Origin of the sequence: Bradyrhizobium sp. AZCC 2289, assembly GCF_036924615.1 — a bacterium.
GTDB lineage: Bacteria > Pseudomonadota > Alphaproteobacteria > Rhizobiales > Xanthobacteraceae > Bradyrhizobium.
Window position 1 is genome coordinate 4974636 of sequence record NZ_JAZHRY010000001.1, and the last position, 15729, is coordinate 4990364.

A 15729-nucleotide genomic window follows, 5' to 3' on the forward strand; every position below is an offset into this window, starting at 1 on the left:
TTGGCGTGGCTGCAAAGCAAGGAGTCATAACCATGCCAATCTCGTTCTCTTCGATTCCCGCAAATATCAAGGTCCCACTTTTCTGGGTTGAGGTGGACCCGTCGATGGCGGGCCTGCCGACCATCAACCTGCGGGCGCTGCTGGTCGGCGTGAAGATCGATGCAGGCGAAGCGCCGCCCGACATCCCGCTGCCTATCGGTAGCCAAGCGCAAGCCGATCAGGCCTTCGGCGAAGGCTCCGAGCTGGCGCGGATGTTCAAGGCGTTCTTCGCCAACAACTTCGCCAACGAAGTCTGGGGCCTGCCGCTGGCCGAGCCGACCGCCGCGGCAGCTGCGACCGGCACCATTGATATCACCGATGTTCCGACAACAGCTGGCACGCTGCACCTGTACATCGCGGGTGACCATGTGCCGGTCAACATCTCCACCACCGACACAACGGGCAGCATCGCAACCGCCATCACTGCGGCGATCAATGCCGACGTGACCCTGCCGCTGACCGCAACGGTGAGCGCTGTCGGCGGCTCTGGCGTGGACCTGACCTCGACCTTCAAGAGCGTCAATGCCAACGACATCAGCGTGTCGCTGAACTACTACGGCAGCCGTGGCGGTGAGCAGTTGCCGGTCGGGCTCGGCATTACGATGCCCGCGACCGGATTCCTGACAGGCGGCGTCGGAACGCCCGACTTCGACAACGCCATCCTGAACATGGGCGAACGTGCTGTATCCGCCTGACCTGATCAACCAGCTGCGCATCTTCGCGGTGCTGGCGCAGTTCCGGCTGCAATACGACCGGGGCATCGACACCCAGATCATCGGACAGGCCCAGCCGCCGTTCAACGCGGCCTCGGGCGCATAAGGAGGATGAACTATGGCACAGAGAATTGCGGGCATCGCCTTCCTGACCGTGGATGGCGATCAACTGGCGCTGCGCGGCAACTTCACCGTCAGCCCGTCGCCTGTCGAGCGAACCATGATCGCGGGGCAGGACGGCGTGCATGGCTATCAGGAGTTGCCGCGCGTGCCCTACATCGAGGGCGATCTCTCGACGGTCCCCGGCTTGTCGCTTGAGACGCTGCTGGCCGAGACCGACGTTACCGTGGTCGCGCAGCTCGCCAACAAGATGCAGTACGTGCTCACCAGCGCGACCTGCAAAGGCGGCTTCGAGAACAACACCCGAGACGGTCAGGTCCGCGTGCGCTGGGAAGGCCTCACTTGTGAGGAGATGAGCCTGTGAACGTCAATCCGAAACGCGAGGGATTCGTGGACGATCAGGCGAAGCCGGTCGAGCACGAACAGCCTGCCCCGGCTGCGGCTCCGGGCACTAAGCGCGCGGCACCGCCGCCAGAGATCGAGCCGTCGCCCGAGGAAATGCCGCCGCTGGAGCAGGACGAATGGCCGATCATCGTCACGCTGAAGTACAAGCCGATCCGCAACAATCGCGGCGACGAGATTACGCAGGTCGAGCTGCGCGAGCCGCGCGCTGGCGACATCAACCGCTATGGCAACCCGGTGCGATTCAACCGCGAGGGCGACATCGTCCACGACGAGCGCAAGATGACGTACATGATCGCCGCGCTGACCGGCATCCTGCCGCCGTTCATCGAAGAGATGCATCCGCGCGACTGGAACACCTGCGCCTATAAGCTGCAGCGTTTTTTTCTTCCCGATCCAGCGGCCTGGTAGGCAGTGAGCACGAGATCATCCTCGACTGCTATCGGTTGGCGCGCTGGTATCACGTCAGTCCTGAAGTGTTTTTGTCGATGACCATCAGCGAGGTCGGGCTGCACATGCATCGCACTTGGGAGTGCCAGCAGGCGCAGAAGGCCGCAAACAGCGATGACGAATAATGGCCACTGAACAGGAAGAGCTGCGCCTCGTCGTCACGCTGGTTGACAACGCATCGGCTGGGCTCGGCAAGCTGCAGGACCAGATCAAGGAACTCGGCGGCGAGCACGGCAGCGGTACCAAGCATGTCGAGAAGCTGATCCGAAACTGCAGAGCGACTTCCTCGCCGAGAATCTGAAAAAGAATTATCCCGGCACATGGAAGCGGATGCAGGCGGCAAAGTCTCCGGGCGAAGCCGCGTCGCTCTTCGTCAACGAATATCTGAAGCCAGCGGCGGGTTACCGCGTTAGCCGAAGCAACAAATATTTGCGCGGCGTCCCCGGCGTCGGTGCCTACACCGGCAGCGACCAAGTCACGTCATCGGCGCCAATGGTGCCGACATCGCCGCAGACCGCGAATGATCAACCGGCAGCATCGACGCTGACCCCGGAGCAGCTGCGAGCCTATGGCGAGCGCAGGCTGATGAACCAGTCGGGCGATCTGACAAGGGAGAACCTGCTGGCGCACGCGCGGCGAAGCATGGATGCCGAGCAGAACGCCGCGACGAGGGTCGAGGGCAACGCCAAGATCAGGGTCGATGTCAATGCGCCCAAGGGCACCAATGTCGGGGCCGAGGCCAGCGGCTTGTTCAGTAGCGTCGAGACCTATCGCCAGACCCAGATGGCTCCCGCAGATCGCGGGCCGCCTGCAGAGACGCCATGACCAACATTTTCGATCTGCCAGCAGTATGGCGCGCGAGGATGCTGCCCGCATCGTTCAATGGTGCGCGCTTCCACTGCGAGAGCAATGCGCGCGAGAGCGGGCGCAGGATTGTCGAGCATCAGTTTCCGAAAAAAGACGTGCCCTATGCCGAGGACATGGGCCGCGCGGCGCGCGAGTTCACGATCCGCGCCTATTGCATCGTCTTCCCGTTCGACACTGGCGACGGCCTGCGCACGCTCGACTACACGGTGGTGCGCGACGCGCTGATCGCCCAGCTGGAGGCGGAAGGCCCCGGCACGCTGCAGCTTCCGACGCAGCCGTCGCAGCCGGTCGTCTGTCCGCGCTATCGGGTCAACGAGGAGGAACGGTTCGGCGGCTATTGCACCATCGACATGACGTTCCAGGAGTACGGCGCTGATCCGTCGCTCACCGCACCGAGCGTTGCGACAGCGAGCACGGTGACTGATGCCAGTCAGGGCGTGCGCGATCAGGTGCAGGAATCGCTGAAGGCCCCGTACACCGGGCCAAACCTCGGCCCGCTGCAGCCGCAGGCGACGCCATGAAGCGCAGCGACGCAACCGAGGCAGCTCCGATTGTGGATCGCATGCTCGCGAACCTGATCGCGACCGTGCCGCCCGTCGGCCGCTCCGGTTCGGATGCGCGCACCGCCATCGGCGACACCCGCGCCAATGCGTTCAAGCTGTGCATCGAGGACGCGCTCGGGCCGCCGCTCGACCGGTGCTTCGATCTGGCGCGGCAAGCTGGCGCGACGCTGCAGAAGATCGACGCCGTGCGCGTCATGATCGAGCAGGAATCGCCGACGACGCTGGGCGGCGCGCTGGTGATGAACGCAGGCATCCGGCTTTGCCTCGCCACCGAGGCCGCCATCATCGCGCAGATGACTTTTGTCAGCCGCCAGGATGTCGATGCGATCAAGCTGCAGCTGCTGCAGCCGTTCCGAGACGCCGAGGAGACCGCCGCCGACGACAAGGATCAGGCGATGTTTCAGGCGCTGATCAAGCTGCACGGCGCAGTGACGAACCATCTGGTCGCGACCGCGCGACCGCTGCCGCGCATGCTGAACTTCGAGTTCTTCGAGCCGCTGCCGTCGCTGGTGATGGCGTACAAACTTTATGACGACGCCTCGCGCTGCGATGAGCTGAGACAAGAGAACAAGGTCGTGCATCCGGCATTCTGCCTGCCGATCGGCAGGGCATTGTCAGCGTGATGGCCGAAGCGCAGCGCATCGAGATCGCCTTCGTCAATCCGCTGAAGATCTTGGAAGTAACCGAGCAGCCGCTCGGCCAGCAGCAGATCACGCTGCAGTTCGACCGCTTCAACATCACCGCCGAAGGGAGCCATGTCATGTATGCATTGCCAGTCGATCACACCGTTCTGATGCAGGTCAGCTACGTCGATGCCAAGGGCAACCCCGCTACCATAGACGGCGAGGTCTCGTGGGAAAGTTCGGATGCGAGCATCATCGCGGTCTCGGTCGATGCAGGCGACAGCTCGATCTGCCGCGCCACGCCGGTCGGCAGCGTCGGCCAGGCTCAGGTCACCGCCAAATGCGATGCCGATCTCGGCGACGGCGTGCGCGAGCTGGTCACGCTGTGCGACATCGAAGTGGTCGGCGGCGAAGCGGTCGCGGGCTCGATCCAGCCGGTCGGCGAGCCCGAGCCGCTGGCCCCGCATGTCGATCATCGCAAGAGCTAGGGCCTGTACCTCATAAATCCGCCGTGTCGGCTTTGCCCGCCAAAGCGGACATCTCCGGGTGACCACGGCGTGTCTGTTTAGTGCCACAACCGGACGCTCGGCAGGCTTTGGCGATCCCTTCATCTCTGGTCAGAGACTTGAGGCGGTAGCTCGTTCCTCCCGTCGTGGCATCGGCGGAACCTCGCCGAAGATGTCCGCCTGGGGTGCTTTCGGTGAATGCACCCACTTGGTTTTGATGTACAATTGATGCCGGTCGCCCACTACAGGAGGTAAGCCATGAACAGCCTCTACGTTCTCGCGTCGGTTGGGTTCTGCGTAGCTTCGGCAGCCCTCATCACGTCGGCATCGGCTCTTCCAACCGAGGAAATCCCGAAGACCGAACCAGAGTACATCGCCAAGGTGAAGACCGCCGCCCCGGCGTCGCTGGTGAACAACGCGACGATCACCATGCCGCAGCCGGATGGGTCTTCCAAGACCGTCCAAACCGGATCGAACGGCTTCACGTGCTTTATCGGCAACGACGGTACGCCCGAATGCGATGACCAGAACGCCATGGAATGGCGCAAGGCTCTGCAGGCCAAACAGACCCCGCCAAATAAGATAGGCTTCATTTTCATGCTGGCCGGTGACACCGGCACGAGCAATCATGATTCCGCCGAACGCCACACGCACCAGCATTGGGTCCAGACCGGGCCGCATGTGATGATCGTCGGCGGCGCAGCACGCGAGATGCTCAGTCCCTATCCGCGCGATCTGGATGTCAAAGACCCGACCCAGCCCTATGTCATGTTCCCCGGCAAACCAAACGAGCACCTGATGATCCCGGTGCACTCGGAAGAGCTTACGACGGGCAGCGCGCGGTGACGCGTGAACTCCGCCGTGCCTGAGAACGGCGGCACGGCGGCTGGTTCTGCGAGGTTGAAACGGCGGAACAGGCTCCGCGCAGCGTGAGCTTGGAGGCTTCAATAGGGCGAAGTCGGCTGTACGACGACGTAGGTCGCCATGTCTGAGTTGGGTCAAAACCGGAAAAACTCAATGCGAGCATATGTTTTCCGCTTTGCCCCTGAGAGCGGACATCGTGCACCGCAGTCGGCAGGTCCGTTTCGTGCCATGAACGGACCTCATGAACCGCGGCGAAGAGCGCTCTACTCGATCACTTCTTCGGCGCGCACCACGATGGAGGTCGGCACGGTGAGGCCCAGTACGCTGGCCGTCTTAACGTTTACAGCCACCTCGAATCTTATCGGTACTTGTACCGGCAGGTCAGCCGGGTTGGTGCCGCGGAGTATTTTATCGACATAGGGCGCGCTACGACGAACTATGTCTACAAGGTCTGGTCCGTACGAAAGCAAACCACCTTGCCTAATAACGGTGGATTTCCAAGGATAGATGGTTGGTACATTGTTTCGCGCTGCCTGCGATATGATTTGCTGGCTATGATTGAGCATAAAATAGTCTGGTGTGACGACGATGCCGCCGCGGGGCTCTCCTCGAAGTGAGGTTACGACGGTTTCGATTTCGGCGTCGCTGCGAGCGTCCGCTGCGATCGGTTCCAATTTGGACCGGCGTGCAGCAGCTTCGAAGTCGCGGAAGTAATAGGTCCCGCGGCCAGGCGCCGTGTCGGAATTGAAGATCATAGCGACCCGCTTGAGCCTGGGGGCAATCTCCGTAAGCAACTCAAGCATCTTGGCCCCTAGTGAGGCTTCTGAATTAATAAATCCTGTAATGTTACCCCCAGGCCGCGAAATGCTACTCACGAACCCGGGACCTACCGGATCGGCGACAACGACGAATACGATCGGAATGGTACGCGTTTCCGGTTGCAGCGCTGCAGTCCCCGGAGTCCCTTGTGTCAGGATGACGTCGGGCTGCAGGGCGACCAATTCTTTCGCGAAAGTCCGTGTCCGACTTACGTCGCCGCCGCCCCAACGAATGTCCATCCGGAGGTTGCGATCGACTATCCAACCCAGCGCAGCCAGCGCTTCCAAGAATGCTGAGAGTTGGGCTTTTCCCTCCGGATCGTCCTGCCGCACGCTCATAAGCACGCCAAGCCGTTTTGTTCCAGGGAACGGTTGGGCACGCGCGCCGAACGGCCATCCGGCCGCTGCGCCTCCTACGATTGCGAAGAACTCTCGCCGTCTCATATCCCGCACCCTCTGCGTCAGACGAGGGTACCGCATGGCTCACGTTAGCATGTTGAAGAAGTCGGGTGTAAGGCATGGCCGAATTTTTCTATGCCACGCGAAGTCGGTTCTGGGTCAAAAGCTGAAATGCTCAATGGGAGCATATGTTTTCCGCTCTGCCCCCAACAACGGACATAGAGTGACCACGGCGGCATGTCCGAGTTGTGCCAAACCCGGACTCATGCACTGCAACAATTAGCTTCATTCGATCACCCGGTCGGCGCGGGCCACGACGGACTCTGGAATACTCACGCCAAGCGCCGCCGCTGTTTTGAGATTCAGAGCAAGTTCAAAGACGACCGGCTGCTCGACGGGAAGTTCTGCCGGGTCAGCTCCCTTGAATATCTTGTCGGCGTATTGCGCCGTTTGCTTGGCCATCAGCGTGATGCTGGCGCCGTAGCTTGCAAGGCCACCCAAATCGACATAAGCGCTGTATTGATAAACTGCCGGTATCTTCGTCTTTGCCGCCAGCGGAACGATGGTTGGCCGGATTGGGTCAGCAAGGACAAAGAGAGCATCGCACTTTTCCTGCGCCATTCTGTCAAAGGCCTGCTCGAGATCGGTTGATGCAGGAGCCAGGATTTGGATCGCTATAAGACCTAAAGCCTTGCCGGCAGCCTCCGCCAATTCGTATTGCCGTGGATGGTTCGGATTGGACGAGGTCAGCACCGCCATGCGTTTTGCCGTGGGAAGAACGGCACGAAGGAGTTCAACCGACTTGCCGATGGAATCGGCAAACATGCCGGCGACGCCGGTCACGTTTCCGCCGGGATGGGCCAGACTTTTGATGAAGCCCGCGCCGACCGGATCGTTCGTCCCCCACATCACAATGGGAATGGTTGACGTCGCGCGCCGGGCAGCGGCCGTGGGAGGGACGCCAACGGCGACGATGACGTCCGGGCTAAGTGCAATCAACTCGCTGATCAGCGAAAAGAGCCGTTCGTTGTGCCCCTCTGCGCCCCGGCGGTCGATGACAAGGTTCTTGCCGTCGACGTAGCCGAGCTTCTGCAATTCCTCGCGGAAGAGGTCGAAGAGGGCCCGGTCGGCAGGGTTATCCCAAGCTCCAGGAAGCAGGAAAGCGACGCGCCACACCTTGCCAGGCGATTGCTGGGCGATGGCCCGGAGCGGCGAACATAAGGTAGAAGCCGCAACGCCGCCCAGAAGCATAATCAACGTACGCCGCTTCATGCTAGTCCCCGTCGCCAGGATCATCATAGCGATTCAAACGGCATTGCGAAACGGCCCAGAAAATGTCTGCTCCGGATCAAAAGCTGCCCTGACGGCCCCGAAGTCCGACTTCAGCTTTACCCCCGAGCGGAAGTGACGCAGCCTATTCGATCACCTCGTCGGCGCGCCCCAAGAGAGTTGCTGGGATATCGAGGCCCAGCGCCTTAGCTGTCTTGAGATTGATGACCACATCCATTTTGGTGGGCTGTTCAACTGGCAAATCGGCTGGCTTTGCGCCGCGCAAGATCTTGTCGACGTAGTTTGCGCCCTCGATAGCGATCGCGACGATATTTGGACCAAGACTGATTAAGCCGCCAGCAACTACAGTATCCCTAAAACCGTAGCAGGATGGCAATCGATGCTGTTGCGCTAGAGCGCTTTCCACTTGATATGGGTCACTACGCGTATCCGGCATGTCGAAAGTAGTTCGCGCACTGCTCGGGTGCAAATGTCTTGATGAGCCTGCCGATCAGCTTCATCAGCGTTGTCACGGTGCGAGCGGCCCCCTTGCGCAGCGCTGTCTTTAGCTTCGAGAATGCCATTTCGATCGGATTGAGGTCGGGCGAGTAGGCCGGCAAATAGCGCACCTTGGCGCCGACCGCTTCGACCGCCTGGCGAACGCCGTCGATCTTGTGGATGCGCAGGTTATCCATGAATACGATATCGCCTTTGCGCAGCGTCGGCGCGAGGATCTGCTCAACATAAGCGAGGAACGATGGCCCATCCATCGCGCCGTCAATGACATAAGGCGCCGTCAGGCCATTGATGCGCAGCGCGGCAACGAGCGTCAGCGTCTTCCAGTGGCCGTGCGGCACGCTCGCAACGAGACGCTCGCCACGCGGTGAGCGGCCGCGATGCCGGACCATCTTGGTCGTAACCGCCGTCTCGTCGATGAAGACGAGGCGCGGCGCATCAAGCTTGGATTGCTCGACCCTCAGCGCGGCACGCGCTGCAGCGACATCAGGACGATCCTGTTCGGCGGCGTGCAGAGTTTTTTTTGAACGTGATGTCGTGGCGTTCGTAGAAGCGCCAGACCGAGGTCGTACCGGTTTTCAGCCGCTTCTCGGACTTGAGCCGCGCGCGAATCTCTTCGAGCGTCAAGTCCGGCTCCGCTGCGACCAGATCAAGCAGCCATTGGCGATGCGCCTCGAGCGGCGAGCGGCTGTGGCCCGTGCCGGGCAATGCCGCTACACTGCCCGTTGTCGCCCAGCGCTCGATCCAGCGGATTGCGGTCGAGGCGCCGAGACCGAGCACCCGCGCCGCTTCCCGTCTGCTCTCGCCGTCTTCGACAAGCGCGACCGCCCGCGCCCTGAGGTCTTTCGAGTATCCCTTCGCCATCGCGCGACCTCGCCGTTGCTGTCAAAGCAACTCGAATCTGATTTGCGCGCCTCTGGGAACCCCCTTACTGTTCCGATTCACATCAACCGAAAACCGCTCTAGTAGCGCAATCTGCGTGCTATTGAGCAAAGTAAAGGCCCCGGCGATGCTTATGAGGCCATCTGCCTTGCTTTGTTCAATTTCCTGAAACACAGCAGGTAAATCGTCTGATGACTTGGCCTCGTATTGCGTTAGCTGAATGCCAAGGGTTGGCGCTGCTTTCTCTAAGGCGGCTATGGCGTGCGCCACATTCGGATCACCCTTCGCTTTCAAAACCGCAACATTTTTAATATTTGGAAGAATCTCCTTCAGCATCTGAAGTCGTAACCCATAGGTTTCTGTTGCAGCCTCGAAGGTAACTCCTGTCATATTACCGCCCGGCCTGTTGAGGCTTGCTACAAGCCCGATCTCGACAGGGACGCCGACACCCAGAAATACGATGGGGATGGATTGCGCAACTTTTTTTGCAGCAACCGAAGCTACTGTACTCCAGACGACGAGCATATCGGTCTCAGGGAGGATTTCGGTGATCTTGTCTTCGATTGCCTTCGGCTGAGGCGACACGAAAATATTTCGCAGGCTGACGTTTTTGCCGTTGACGTAACCCAACTCTTGCAGGCGCTTCTCAAATGCGCGGGCGAGATGTTCCGTCCCTTCCCATGGGGATACCTGACAAATCCGAATTTGTGAGGAAGATTGCTGCGCAAGCGCAGCAAGCGGCCACGCTGCCGCACCGCTAAGAACACCAAGGAATTCGCGCCGCCGCATGCCCGCCCTCAACTCTCAGGGCTGCACCCTATAGGATCGGCGGACTGCTTAATAGGGCATCAAGTCGCCTTGGCCCATGTCTCAGTTGGGTCAAAGGCAGACCTCAAGCAGCGAATGATCGATGTCCGCTCTTCCCTCAACAACGGACCTGCGTCGACTACTGCGGCATGTCCGAGTTGTGCCAAAACGCGACATTGCGTTGCTTTCCGCGTCTACGCAATTCCCCGTTCGCGATCTATAACTGTTTCAGGAATTCCAGGAGCGCATTGCTTACGTCTTTGGCGCGCTCTTGCTGAGTCCAATGACCGCAACCTTTCAAGACTATTGTCTCGCGAAGCAAGGGCACGAACTGTTTCAGGCTAGGGACGAGATGGCTCCAACTCGGCGATCTGTAAACCCCGTCTCGATCGCCAACGACATAGAGTGCCGGGACCTGAACCTTTGCGCCGGACCATGGTGCGAGCAACTCCCAATTGCGATCAATGTTGCGATACCAATTCAAACCTCCTCCAAAGCCGGTGCGCTTGAACTCTTCAACGTAAAATTCGATGTCACTGTCCGTGAGCCACGTCGGCAATGATTGGGTTGTAGGCTTCCCATCAAGCCACCCCCCCTCACTAGGAAGCATCGTGAGCGACGCAGGATCTTCAACCGGCGCATCGCCAGATAGGGCGAACAATGTCGTCTTGATTGCGTTGTGGACGTCTTTTTCGAGTTCTGCCTCGGCAACGCCCGGCGTCTGGAAATACAGTTGATAGAAGCGCTGCTTTTCGGTCCTCGGCATGACGGTGCTTGGTCGGTTGGGACCACGCACCGGAAACGGCACGCTCAAGCCAACGACGGCCCTAAATCGATCCGGTCTGAACAGAGCGCAGCGCCAAGCGACCGGCGCTCCCCAATCATGTCCGACAACGACTGCTTGATCCGTGCCGATCGCGTCGAGCAATCCGACCATGTCTCCGGTCAAATGCAATAGAGTGTATTGATCGATCGCATCAGGTTTGTCCGTCTGCCCGTAACCACGCATGTCGGGCGCGATGGCGCGATATCCGGCGGCAGCGAGCGCTTCCAATTGGTGCCGCCACGAATACCAGCACTCCGGAAAGCCATGGCAGAGAAGCACGGTGGGGCCGCTCCCTGCTTCGGCCAGGTGCATTCGAATGCCATTTGTCTCGATAAATCGATGCGAGATCGTCATTGCCAACCTCCGTAAGATCCAGTCACATTGTGAGCTCCAACCACAACCGAAGTGGCTGCGCCCGACACCCAGTCGAACGGCGGACCGCCAAAACGACATGCTCTACGAATTTATTTTCGAGCCCGCACCGCGCCTCCAGCAGCATCGGCGCAAGGTCGGCTTCGGGTCATTTTCGACCGATTCAACGGGGCTTTGCGATGTCCGATTGTCCCCTGGAAGCGGACATCGGGTTCGCTGGAATTTATGAAGTACACGCCCTAGATGGCGCAAGGTCATCTTCGCCGCTGACTGCGACGAGGATGGCAACTGCCCGGTCTGCGGCATCGACTATGCCGAGTGCAAATGTCCGGAGCCGACCATGGAAGATTACGAATACCGCGAACGCAACAGCGTGCTCTATGGCCGACCGATGGTGATGATGCATGCCCAAGCCAGAAGAGATCGCCGTTCTTGAGGTCAACGGCCAGAAGTTCGATGACTGGGAATCGGTTTGGGTGCAGCTGCGGGCGAACGATCCCTCGGCATATTTCCGCTTCACCGCCGCCGAGCGCGATCCGATCTTCCGCGTCGCCAACACTTTCCCGCAGTGGCAGAAGCTGCAGTTCAAGCCGGGAGACAGATGCACGATCACGCTGGCGGGGCAGCTCGCCGTCACCGGCATCATCGAGGTGCGGCAGGTCGCCTATGACGCGCATCAGCATGGCGTGATGCTGATCGGCAAAACGGACACGCAAGCGCCCGCTCGATCAAGCGTCGATACCAAGACGGGAAATTTCGACGGCAAGCACATTCAGCAGATCGCGCAGGAAGTGATCGCGCCATACGGCGTCGGCCTGAAGGTGATCGGCCAGCTCGACCTGACGCCGTTCAAGCACATGCAGAACGAGAAGGGAGAGCTGATCTGGGACTTCCTGGAGCGCATCGCGCGGTTTCGCGGCGTCATCATGGGCTCGGATGAGCAGGGCAACTTCCTGCTGATCGGCGATCACAGTTACCAATCGACCGCCGACCTGATCGAAGGCGTCAACGTCAAGAGCTGCCAATGCACCATCTCGCACGCGCAGACCTATCTGCAGCTCGACGTGCATGCGCAGCAGGATGGCAGCGACCAGACCTCTGGCCCAGCGGCCAGCGAGATAACCGCGACCGCCAATGGCAAGGTGGCGACGCCGTACACCAAACTGATCACGCCAGCGGAGTATCCGGGGACGCAGGCGGATGCGCAGAAGCGCGCCAACACCGAGGCGAAATGGGCCGACGGCACCGAGGTACAAGCTAACATCACGGTGCAAGGCTGGCTGCGCGGCGGCGCTGCGCTGTGGAAGCCGCTCGATGAGGTCTTCGTCAAGTCGCCGATGGCGATGCTGCAGCAGCAACTGAAGATTCGCACCGCGACGTTCACGCAGGACAATCAGAACGGCACGCAGACCCTGCTCGATCTGGTCGTCCCCGGTCTGCTCAACGGCAGTCCGAACTTCGATCCAACATCAAAGGGATGATGATCATGCATCGTGCCACTCCGCTCAATTCATCGATGCGCGGCTATTGCGGCGGCGGCGCACGCAGCTGCGTCGATCAGGTCGATGACACCACGCTGATGCAGTCGATGGCCGGAAACTTCATGGCGAACGAGACCCGCAAGGAGATCGAAGCGCCGCAGAACTATGGCTTCACCAGCGTGGTGTTCGACGCCGAGAGGGGACAGGACGGAAAAATTCAGGCCTGCGCCGAAACCTTCGTCGGCTTCATGGGCAGCAACCGATCCCTGCCGGTCACCGGCAACATGGATGATCGCCGCCATCGGCTCTACAAGCTGGAGAAGGGCGACACCGCGATGTTTCGCGGTCGCGGCGACAAGCAGCAATTCCACCTGACGCAGGATGGCGGATTCTGGACCGCGCCGCAGGACAAGACGCTGCGCATGCATCTGGTGCAGCAGGACAGCGAGAGCAACGCCACGGTGCAGCAAGGCGGCGGCGGCTCAGCCAGCTCGGGCGGTGCAGCGCCCGCACTGCGCGATGGCTCGACCTCGAACGGCTCGTCGGGCAGTGGCCAACAGGGCGGCGGTCAGAAGCGCGGGCAGGAAGCGCTCTACAAGGAAGGCCAGAAGTCGCCGCTGTTCGTGGAGATCACCAAGGACAAGACCCGCATCTCGGGCAAGACCTCGCACATGGCGCTCGATGACGGTAACACTTACGTTCACTGCAACACCGACAAGAACGTCTATCTCGGCGCGGAGGCTGGCAAGGGCTCGTTCGATTTTGTGGCGACGCTCTCGGGACCGTGCGTCAACACGCTGGGCAAGATCGGCTGAGCCGATGGCGACCGTCAACGTCCCTGACATCCGCCTGGTCCAGAACAATCTCTTCCCGAAATATTCCGTCACGCTCGACTGGTCGCTGCTGCCGAATGGCGCGCTCGATGACACGCAGGCGCTGGCGACGGCGGTCTGCGTCGCGCTCGGCACCAATGCACTCGCTGGACCGAACGACGATCTGCCCGATCCCGACAGCAACGACCGCTGCGGCTGGTGGGGCGATCTCGACGCCGAGCTGATCTGGAACGGCTGGCCCATCGGATCGAAGCTGTGGCTGTTGCGCCGCGCCAAGATCAATTCGGCATCGGCGCGCGATGGCGCGACGCTGATGCTGGTCGAGAACTACATCCGCGATGCGATCCAGCCGTTCGTTGACCGCAAAGTCTGCTCCAGCTTCGCGGTCTGGACCAGGCGCGTGGACAAGCAGCGCATCGACGCACTGGTGCGGCTCTATCGCGGACCGCTGCCGCCCGTCGAGCTGGCATATCAAGTTTTGTGGGACAGCATGGGGCCATAAATGCCTTGGTCAACGCCAACACTGCGAGATGTCAGGACGCTGGTGCGCGATGCCGTGAATGCATCGCTGCCTGGAGCCGACGCCAACATTCCGAACAGCGTGCTGCGCGTGATGTCGGACAATCAGGGCGCGCTCTGCCATCTCACGCTGCAGTATGTTGACTGGCTCTCGCTGCAGCTCCTGCCCGATACCGCCGAGACCGAATGGCTGGATCGCCATGGCGATATCTGGCTGGCCAATGCCGACGGCTCGACTGGCCGCAAGATGGCGACGCTGGCGACCGGCACTGGACAATTTCAGGGGACCATCGACGGCACCGTGATCCCGGCGCACACACAGCTTCAAACCGGCGTATCGCTGCCATCCTCCGTCACCGGCTCCATCAATCAGCTTGTCGGCTTTGAAACGCTGGAGGACATCACGACCTCCGCGTTCGCGACGGTCGAGGGGCCGATCCGCGCGCTCGATCCCGGCTCGTTCGGCAACCTGCCTGACGGCACCGAGATGGATATGCCGGTCGTCGTGCCAGGCGTTAGCTCGGCCGCGTTCGCGTTCGGTCTGCATGGCGGCACCGGCATCGAGACCGACGACCAGCTGCGCGCCCGCATCCTGCAGCGCATCCGCAACCCGGCGATGGGCGGCAGCCAAGCCGACTACGTCACATGGGCGTTGGCGGTCCCCGGTGTCACGCGCGCATGGGCCGCGCCCGAGCAAGGCGCTGGCACCATCACCGTGCGATTCCTGATGGACGATCTGCGCGCGAGCGACGACGGCTGGCCGACCGGGACCGATATCAACACCGTGGATGCCTACATAGAAAAAATGCGGCCGGTCACCGTCAAGGATTGCTACGTGCTCGCGCCGATCAAGCAGTTCATGGACATCACCATCGCCAATCTGGTGCCCGACACCGCCGAGGCGCAGGCCGAGATCGAGCAGAGCATCCGCGACATGCTGTTCCAGGTGGCCGCGCCTGGACAGACGATCTATGCCGCGTGGGTCTCGTTCGCGATCATGAACGCGCCGAGCGTGATCTCGTTCAATCTGGTCACCAATACCGACTTCGTGATGCCGTCGCTTGGGCACATGGCCGTGCTGGAAACGATTCTCTATGAGTGACCGGCACATTCGCAGGAGCGGCTCGGACTACGCCGACGCATTTCTTTCGCTGCTGCCGCAAGGTCAGGCGTGGCCGAGGCATGCGCCCGACAGCACGATGGCGCGCGGTATCGACGGCCTGTGCGACTACTGGGGCTTTGTCGATGGCCGCGCCGCCGATCTGTTGGAGACCGAAAGCGATCCGCGCACCACCGTCGAGCTGCTGCACGACTGGGAACGCAACTGGGGCCTGCCCGACCCCTGCTATACCGCGCAGCAGACCATAGGCCAGCGCCAGCTCGCGCTGGTGATGCGGATGACGATGCGGGGCGCGCAGAGCCGCGAGTTCTTCATCGAGGTCGCGGCCATGCTCGGCTACTCGATCACGATCACCGAGTATCGCACCTTCGTCGTCGGCATCGACCGCTGCGGCGACAATCGCGTCTACGGCGACGGATCAAACCCCATGTACAACGAATGGGGCGTGCCGATCATGGACACCAACGGCGAGCCGGTCGCGAATGGCGAGCTGTCGGAATATCCCTATTACGGGCTCGGCCCCGAGACCAACCGCTTCTATTGGACCGTGCATGTCCACGAGTCATCGCTGATCTGGTTTCGCGTCACCAAGGGTCAATGCGGCATCGATCCGCACTTGCGCATCGGCAAGGCACCAGCCGCAGGCCGTCGCCGCCCTTGTCGCCCTCTCTGTCCTCATAGGCCTGCAGGCCGATGCGGTCGAACTCGCGCAGGATGTCGTTGATGCGCCAGCGGTCGTA

The 15729-nt window shown here is 61.1% G+C and carries 21 protein-coding genes; 15 read left to right on the forward strand and 6 right to left on the reverse strand.

Going from position 1 to position 15729, the window contains the following annotated elements; all coding sequences use genetic code 11:
• The first annotated feature begins 32 nt into the window (after positions 1–32).
• The 10 genes from V1289_RS23645 (at position 33) to V1289_RS23690 (ending at position 5129) form a co-directional block, all read left to right on the forward strand.
• Positions 33–734: a hypothetical protein gene (locus V1289_RS23645; protein ID WP_334399256.1), complete on the forward strand. Its 702-nt coding sequence runs from the start codon at positions 33–35 to the stop codon at positions 732–734.
• Positions 718–858 carry a hypothetical protein gene (locus V1289_RS23650; RefSeq protein WP_334399258.1) on the forward strand — a complete coding sequence of 47 codons (141 nt, stop codon included), beginning with the start codon at positions 718–720 and terminating at the stop codon, positions 856–858. The genes V1289_RS23645 and V1289_RS23650 overlap by 17 nt, the downstream gene beginning before the upstream one ends.
• 12 nt (positions 859–870) lie before the next feature.
• Positions 871–1236, forward strand: coding sequence for a phage tail tube protein (locus tag V1289_RS23655; protein WP_074275945.1), 366 nt, complete (start codon positions 871–873; stop codon positions 1234–1236).
• 26 nt (positions 1237–1262) lie between these two features.
• Positions 1263–1685, forward strand: a complete 423-nt coding sequence (locus tag V1289_RS23660) for a phage tail assembly protein (protein ID WP_334399261.1) — start codon at positions 1263–1265, stop codon at positions 1683–1685.
• Positions 1686–1848: 163 nt separating this feature from the next.
• Entirely contained in the window at positions 1849–2025 is a 177-nt protein-coding gene (locus tag V1289_RS23665) for a hypothetical protein (protein ID WP_334399263.1), read from the forward strand.
• A 29-nt stretch (positions 2026–2054) separates the two neighbouring features.
• Complete coding sequence (locus tag V1289_RS23670; protein WP_334399265.1) at positions 2055–2549, forward strand: hypothetical protein; 495 nt, start codon at positions 2055–2057, stop codon at positions 2547–2549.
• Entirely contained in the window at positions 2546–3112 is a 567-nt protein-coding gene (locus V1289_RS23675) for a DNA circularization N-terminal domain-containing protein (RefSeq protein WP_334399267.1), read from the forward strand. The genes V1289_RS23670 and V1289_RS23675 overlap by 4 nt, the downstream gene beginning before the upstream one ends.
• A complete protein-coding gene (locus V1289_RS23680) occupies positions 3109–3777 on the forward strand; it encodes a hypothetical protein (RefSeq protein WP_334399269.1) in 669 nt (222 codons plus the stop codon). The genes V1289_RS23675 and V1289_RS23680 overlap by 4 nt, the downstream gene beginning before the upstream one ends.
• Positions 3774–4265, forward strand: coding sequence for a hypothetical protein (locus tag V1289_RS23685; protein WP_334399271.1), 492 nt, complete (start codon positions 3774–3776; stop codon positions 4263–4265). The genes V1289_RS23680 and V1289_RS23685 overlap by 4 nt, the downstream gene beginning before the upstream one ends.
• A 276-nt stretch (positions 4266–4541) precedes the next feature.
• Entirely contained in the window at positions 4542–5129 is a 588-nt protein-coding gene (locus V1289_RS23690) for a hypothetical protein (protein ID WP_334399273.1), read from the forward strand.
• A 281-nt stretch (positions 5130–5410) separates the two neighbouring features.
• Here V1289_RS23690 and V1289_RS23695 read toward each other — a convergent pair whose 3' ends face one another.
• From V1289_RS23695 to V1289_RS23720, 6 genes are all read right to left on the reverse strand, one after another.
• Positions 5411–6304, reverse strand: a complete 894-nt coding sequence (locus V1289_RS23695) for an ABC transporter substrate-binding protein (protein ID WP_334399275.1) — start codon at positions 6302–6304, stop codon at positions 5411–5413.
• A gap of 345 nt (positions 6305–6649) precedes the next feature.
• Positions 6650–7636, reverse strand: a complete 987-nt coding sequence (locus V1289_RS23700; RefSeq protein WP_334399277.1) for an ABC transporter substrate-binding protein — start codon at positions 7634–7636, stop codon at positions 6650–6652.
• Positions 7637–7778: 142 nt separating this feature from the next.
• Positions 7779–8090 (reverse strand): ABC transporter substrate binding protein, encoded by a 312-nt coding sequence (locus V1289_RS23705; protein ID WP_334399279.1) that lies wholly within the window; start codon positions 8088–8090, stop codon positions 7779–7781.
• Positions 8074–9013, reverse strand: a protein-coding gene (locus tag V1289_RS23710) for an IS630 family transposase (RefSeq protein ID WP_334399281.1) whose coding sequence is annotated in 2 segments (ribosomal slippage) — positions 8074–8673 and positions 8675–9013 — 939 coding nt in all. Because the reading frame shifts where the segments join, the coding sequence is not laid out codon by codon here. The genes V1289_RS23705 and V1289_RS23710 overlap by 17 nt, the downstream gene beginning before the upstream one ends.
• 21 nt (positions 9014–9034) lie before the next feature.
• Positions 9035–9820 carry an ABC transporter substrate-binding protein gene (locus V1289_RS23715; protein ID WP_334399283.1) on the reverse strand — a complete coding sequence of 262 codons (786 nt, stop codon included), beginning with the start codon at positions 9818–9820 and terminating at the stop codon, positions 9035–9037.
• A gap of 235 nt (positions 9821–10055) precedes the next feature.
• Positions 10056–11018, reverse strand: coding sequence for an alpha/beta fold hydrolase (locus V1289_RS23720; protein ID WP_334399285.1), 963 nt, complete (start codon positions 11016–11018; stop codon positions 10056–10058).
• A gap of 422 nt (positions 11019–11440) precedes the next feature.
• Here V1289_RS23720 and V1289_RS23725 point away from each other — a divergent pair, with 422 nt between their 5' ends.
• The 5 genes from V1289_RS23725 to V1289_RS23745 are packed head-to-tail and all read left to right on the forward strand — an operon-like array spanning position 11441 to position 15713.
• Positions 11441–12517: a phage baseplate assembly protein gene (locus V1289_RS23725; RefSeq protein ID WP_334399287.1), complete on the forward strand. Its 1077-nt coding sequence runs from the start codon at positions 11441–11443 to the stop codon at positions 12515–12517.
• Between the two features lie 5 nt (positions 12518–12522).
• Positions 12523–13332 carry a phage baseplate assembly protein domain-containing protein gene (locus V1289_RS23730; protein WP_334399289.1) on the forward strand — a complete coding sequence of 270 codons (810 nt, stop codon included), beginning with the start codon at positions 12523–12525 and terminating at the stop codon, positions 13330–13332.
• 4 nt (positions 13333–13336) lie between these two features.
• Positions 13337–13852, forward strand: coding sequence for a phage GP46 family protein (locus tag V1289_RS23735; protein WP_334399291.1), 516 nt, complete (start codon positions 13337–13339; stop codon positions 13850–13852).
• A complete protein-coding gene (locus tag V1289_RS23740; RefSeq protein ID WP_334399292.1) occupies positions 13853–14971 on the forward strand; it encodes a baseplate J/gp47 family protein in 1119 nt (372 codons plus the stop codon).
• On the forward strand, positions 14964–15713 hold the full coding sequence (locus V1289_RS23745; RefSeq protein WP_334399293.1) for a YmfQ family protein: 750 nt from the start codon (positions 14964–14966) through the stop codon (positions 15711–15713). Before V1289_RS23740 ends, V1289_RS23745 begins: the two co-directional genes overlap by 8 nt.
• Positions 15714–15729 lie beyond the last annotated feature (16 nt).

Coding starts and splice junctions, on each gene's coding strand:
- V1289_RS23705 (WP_334399279.1), bottom strand. CDS start 8,090: ATGCCGGATACGCGTAGTGACCCATATCAAGTGGAAAGCGCTCTAGCG.
- V1289_RS23670 (WP_334399265.1), top strand. CDS start 2,055: ATGCAGGCGGCAAAGTCTCCGGGCGAAGCCGCGTCGCTCTTCGTCAAC.
- V1289_RS23680 (WP_334399269.1), top strand. CDS start 3,109: ATGAAGCGCAGCGACGCAACCGAGGCAGCTCCGATTGTGGATCGCATG.
- V1289_RS23745 (WP_334399293.1), top strand. CDS start 14,964: ATGAGTGACCGGCACATTCGCAGGAGCGGCTCGGACTACGCCGACGCA.
- V1289_RS23735 (WP_334399291.1), top strand. CDS start 13,337: ATGGCGACCGTCAACGTCCCTGACATCCGCCTGGTCCAGAACAATCTC.
- V1289_RS23730 (WP_334399289.1), top strand. CDS start 12,523: ATGCATCGTGCCACTCCGCTCAATTCATCGATGCGCGGCTATTGCGGC.
- V1289_RS23695 (WP_334399275.1), bottom strand. CDS start 6,304: ATGAGCGTGCGGCAGGACGATCCGGAGGGAAAAGCCCAACTCTCAGCA.
- V1289_RS23715 (WP_334399283.1), bottom strand. CDS start 9,820: ATGCGGCGGCGCGAATTCCTTGGTGTTCTTAGCGGTGCGGCAGCGTGG.
- V1289_RS23645 (WP_334399256.1), top strand. CDS start 33: ATGCCAATCTCGTTCTCTTCGATTCCCGCAAATATCAAGGTCCCACTT.
- V1289_RS23665 (WP_334399263.1), top strand. CDS start 1,849: ATGGCCACTGAACAGGAAGAGCTGCGCCTCGTCGTCACGCTGGTTGAC.
- V1289_RS23655 (WP_074275945.1), top strand. CDS start 871: ATGGCACAGAGAATTGCGGGCATCGCCTTCCTGACCGTGGATGGCGAT.
- V1289_RS23675 (WP_334399267.1), top strand. CDS start 2,546: ATGACCAACATTTTCGATCTGCCAGCAGTATGGCGCGCGAGGATGCTG.
- V1289_RS23700 (WP_334399277.1), bottom strand. CDS start 7,636: ATGAAGCGGCGTACGTTGATTATGCTTCTGGGCGGCGTTGCGGCTTCT.
- V1289_RS23740 (WP_334399292.1), top strand. CDS start 13,853: ATGCCTTGGTCAACGCCAACACTGCGAGATGTCAGGACGCTGGTGCGC.
- V1289_RS23720 (WP_334399285.1), bottom strand. CDS start 11,018: ATGACGATCTCGCATCGATTTATCGAGACAAATGGCATTCGAATGCAC.
- V1289_RS23690 (WP_334399273.1), top strand. CDS start 4,542: ATGAACAGCCTCTACGTTCTCGCGTCGGTTGGGTTCTGCGTAGCTTCG.
- V1289_RS23725 (WP_334399287.1), top strand. CDS start 11,441: ATGCCCAAGCCAGAAGAGATCGCCGTTCTTGAGGTCAACGGCCAGAAG.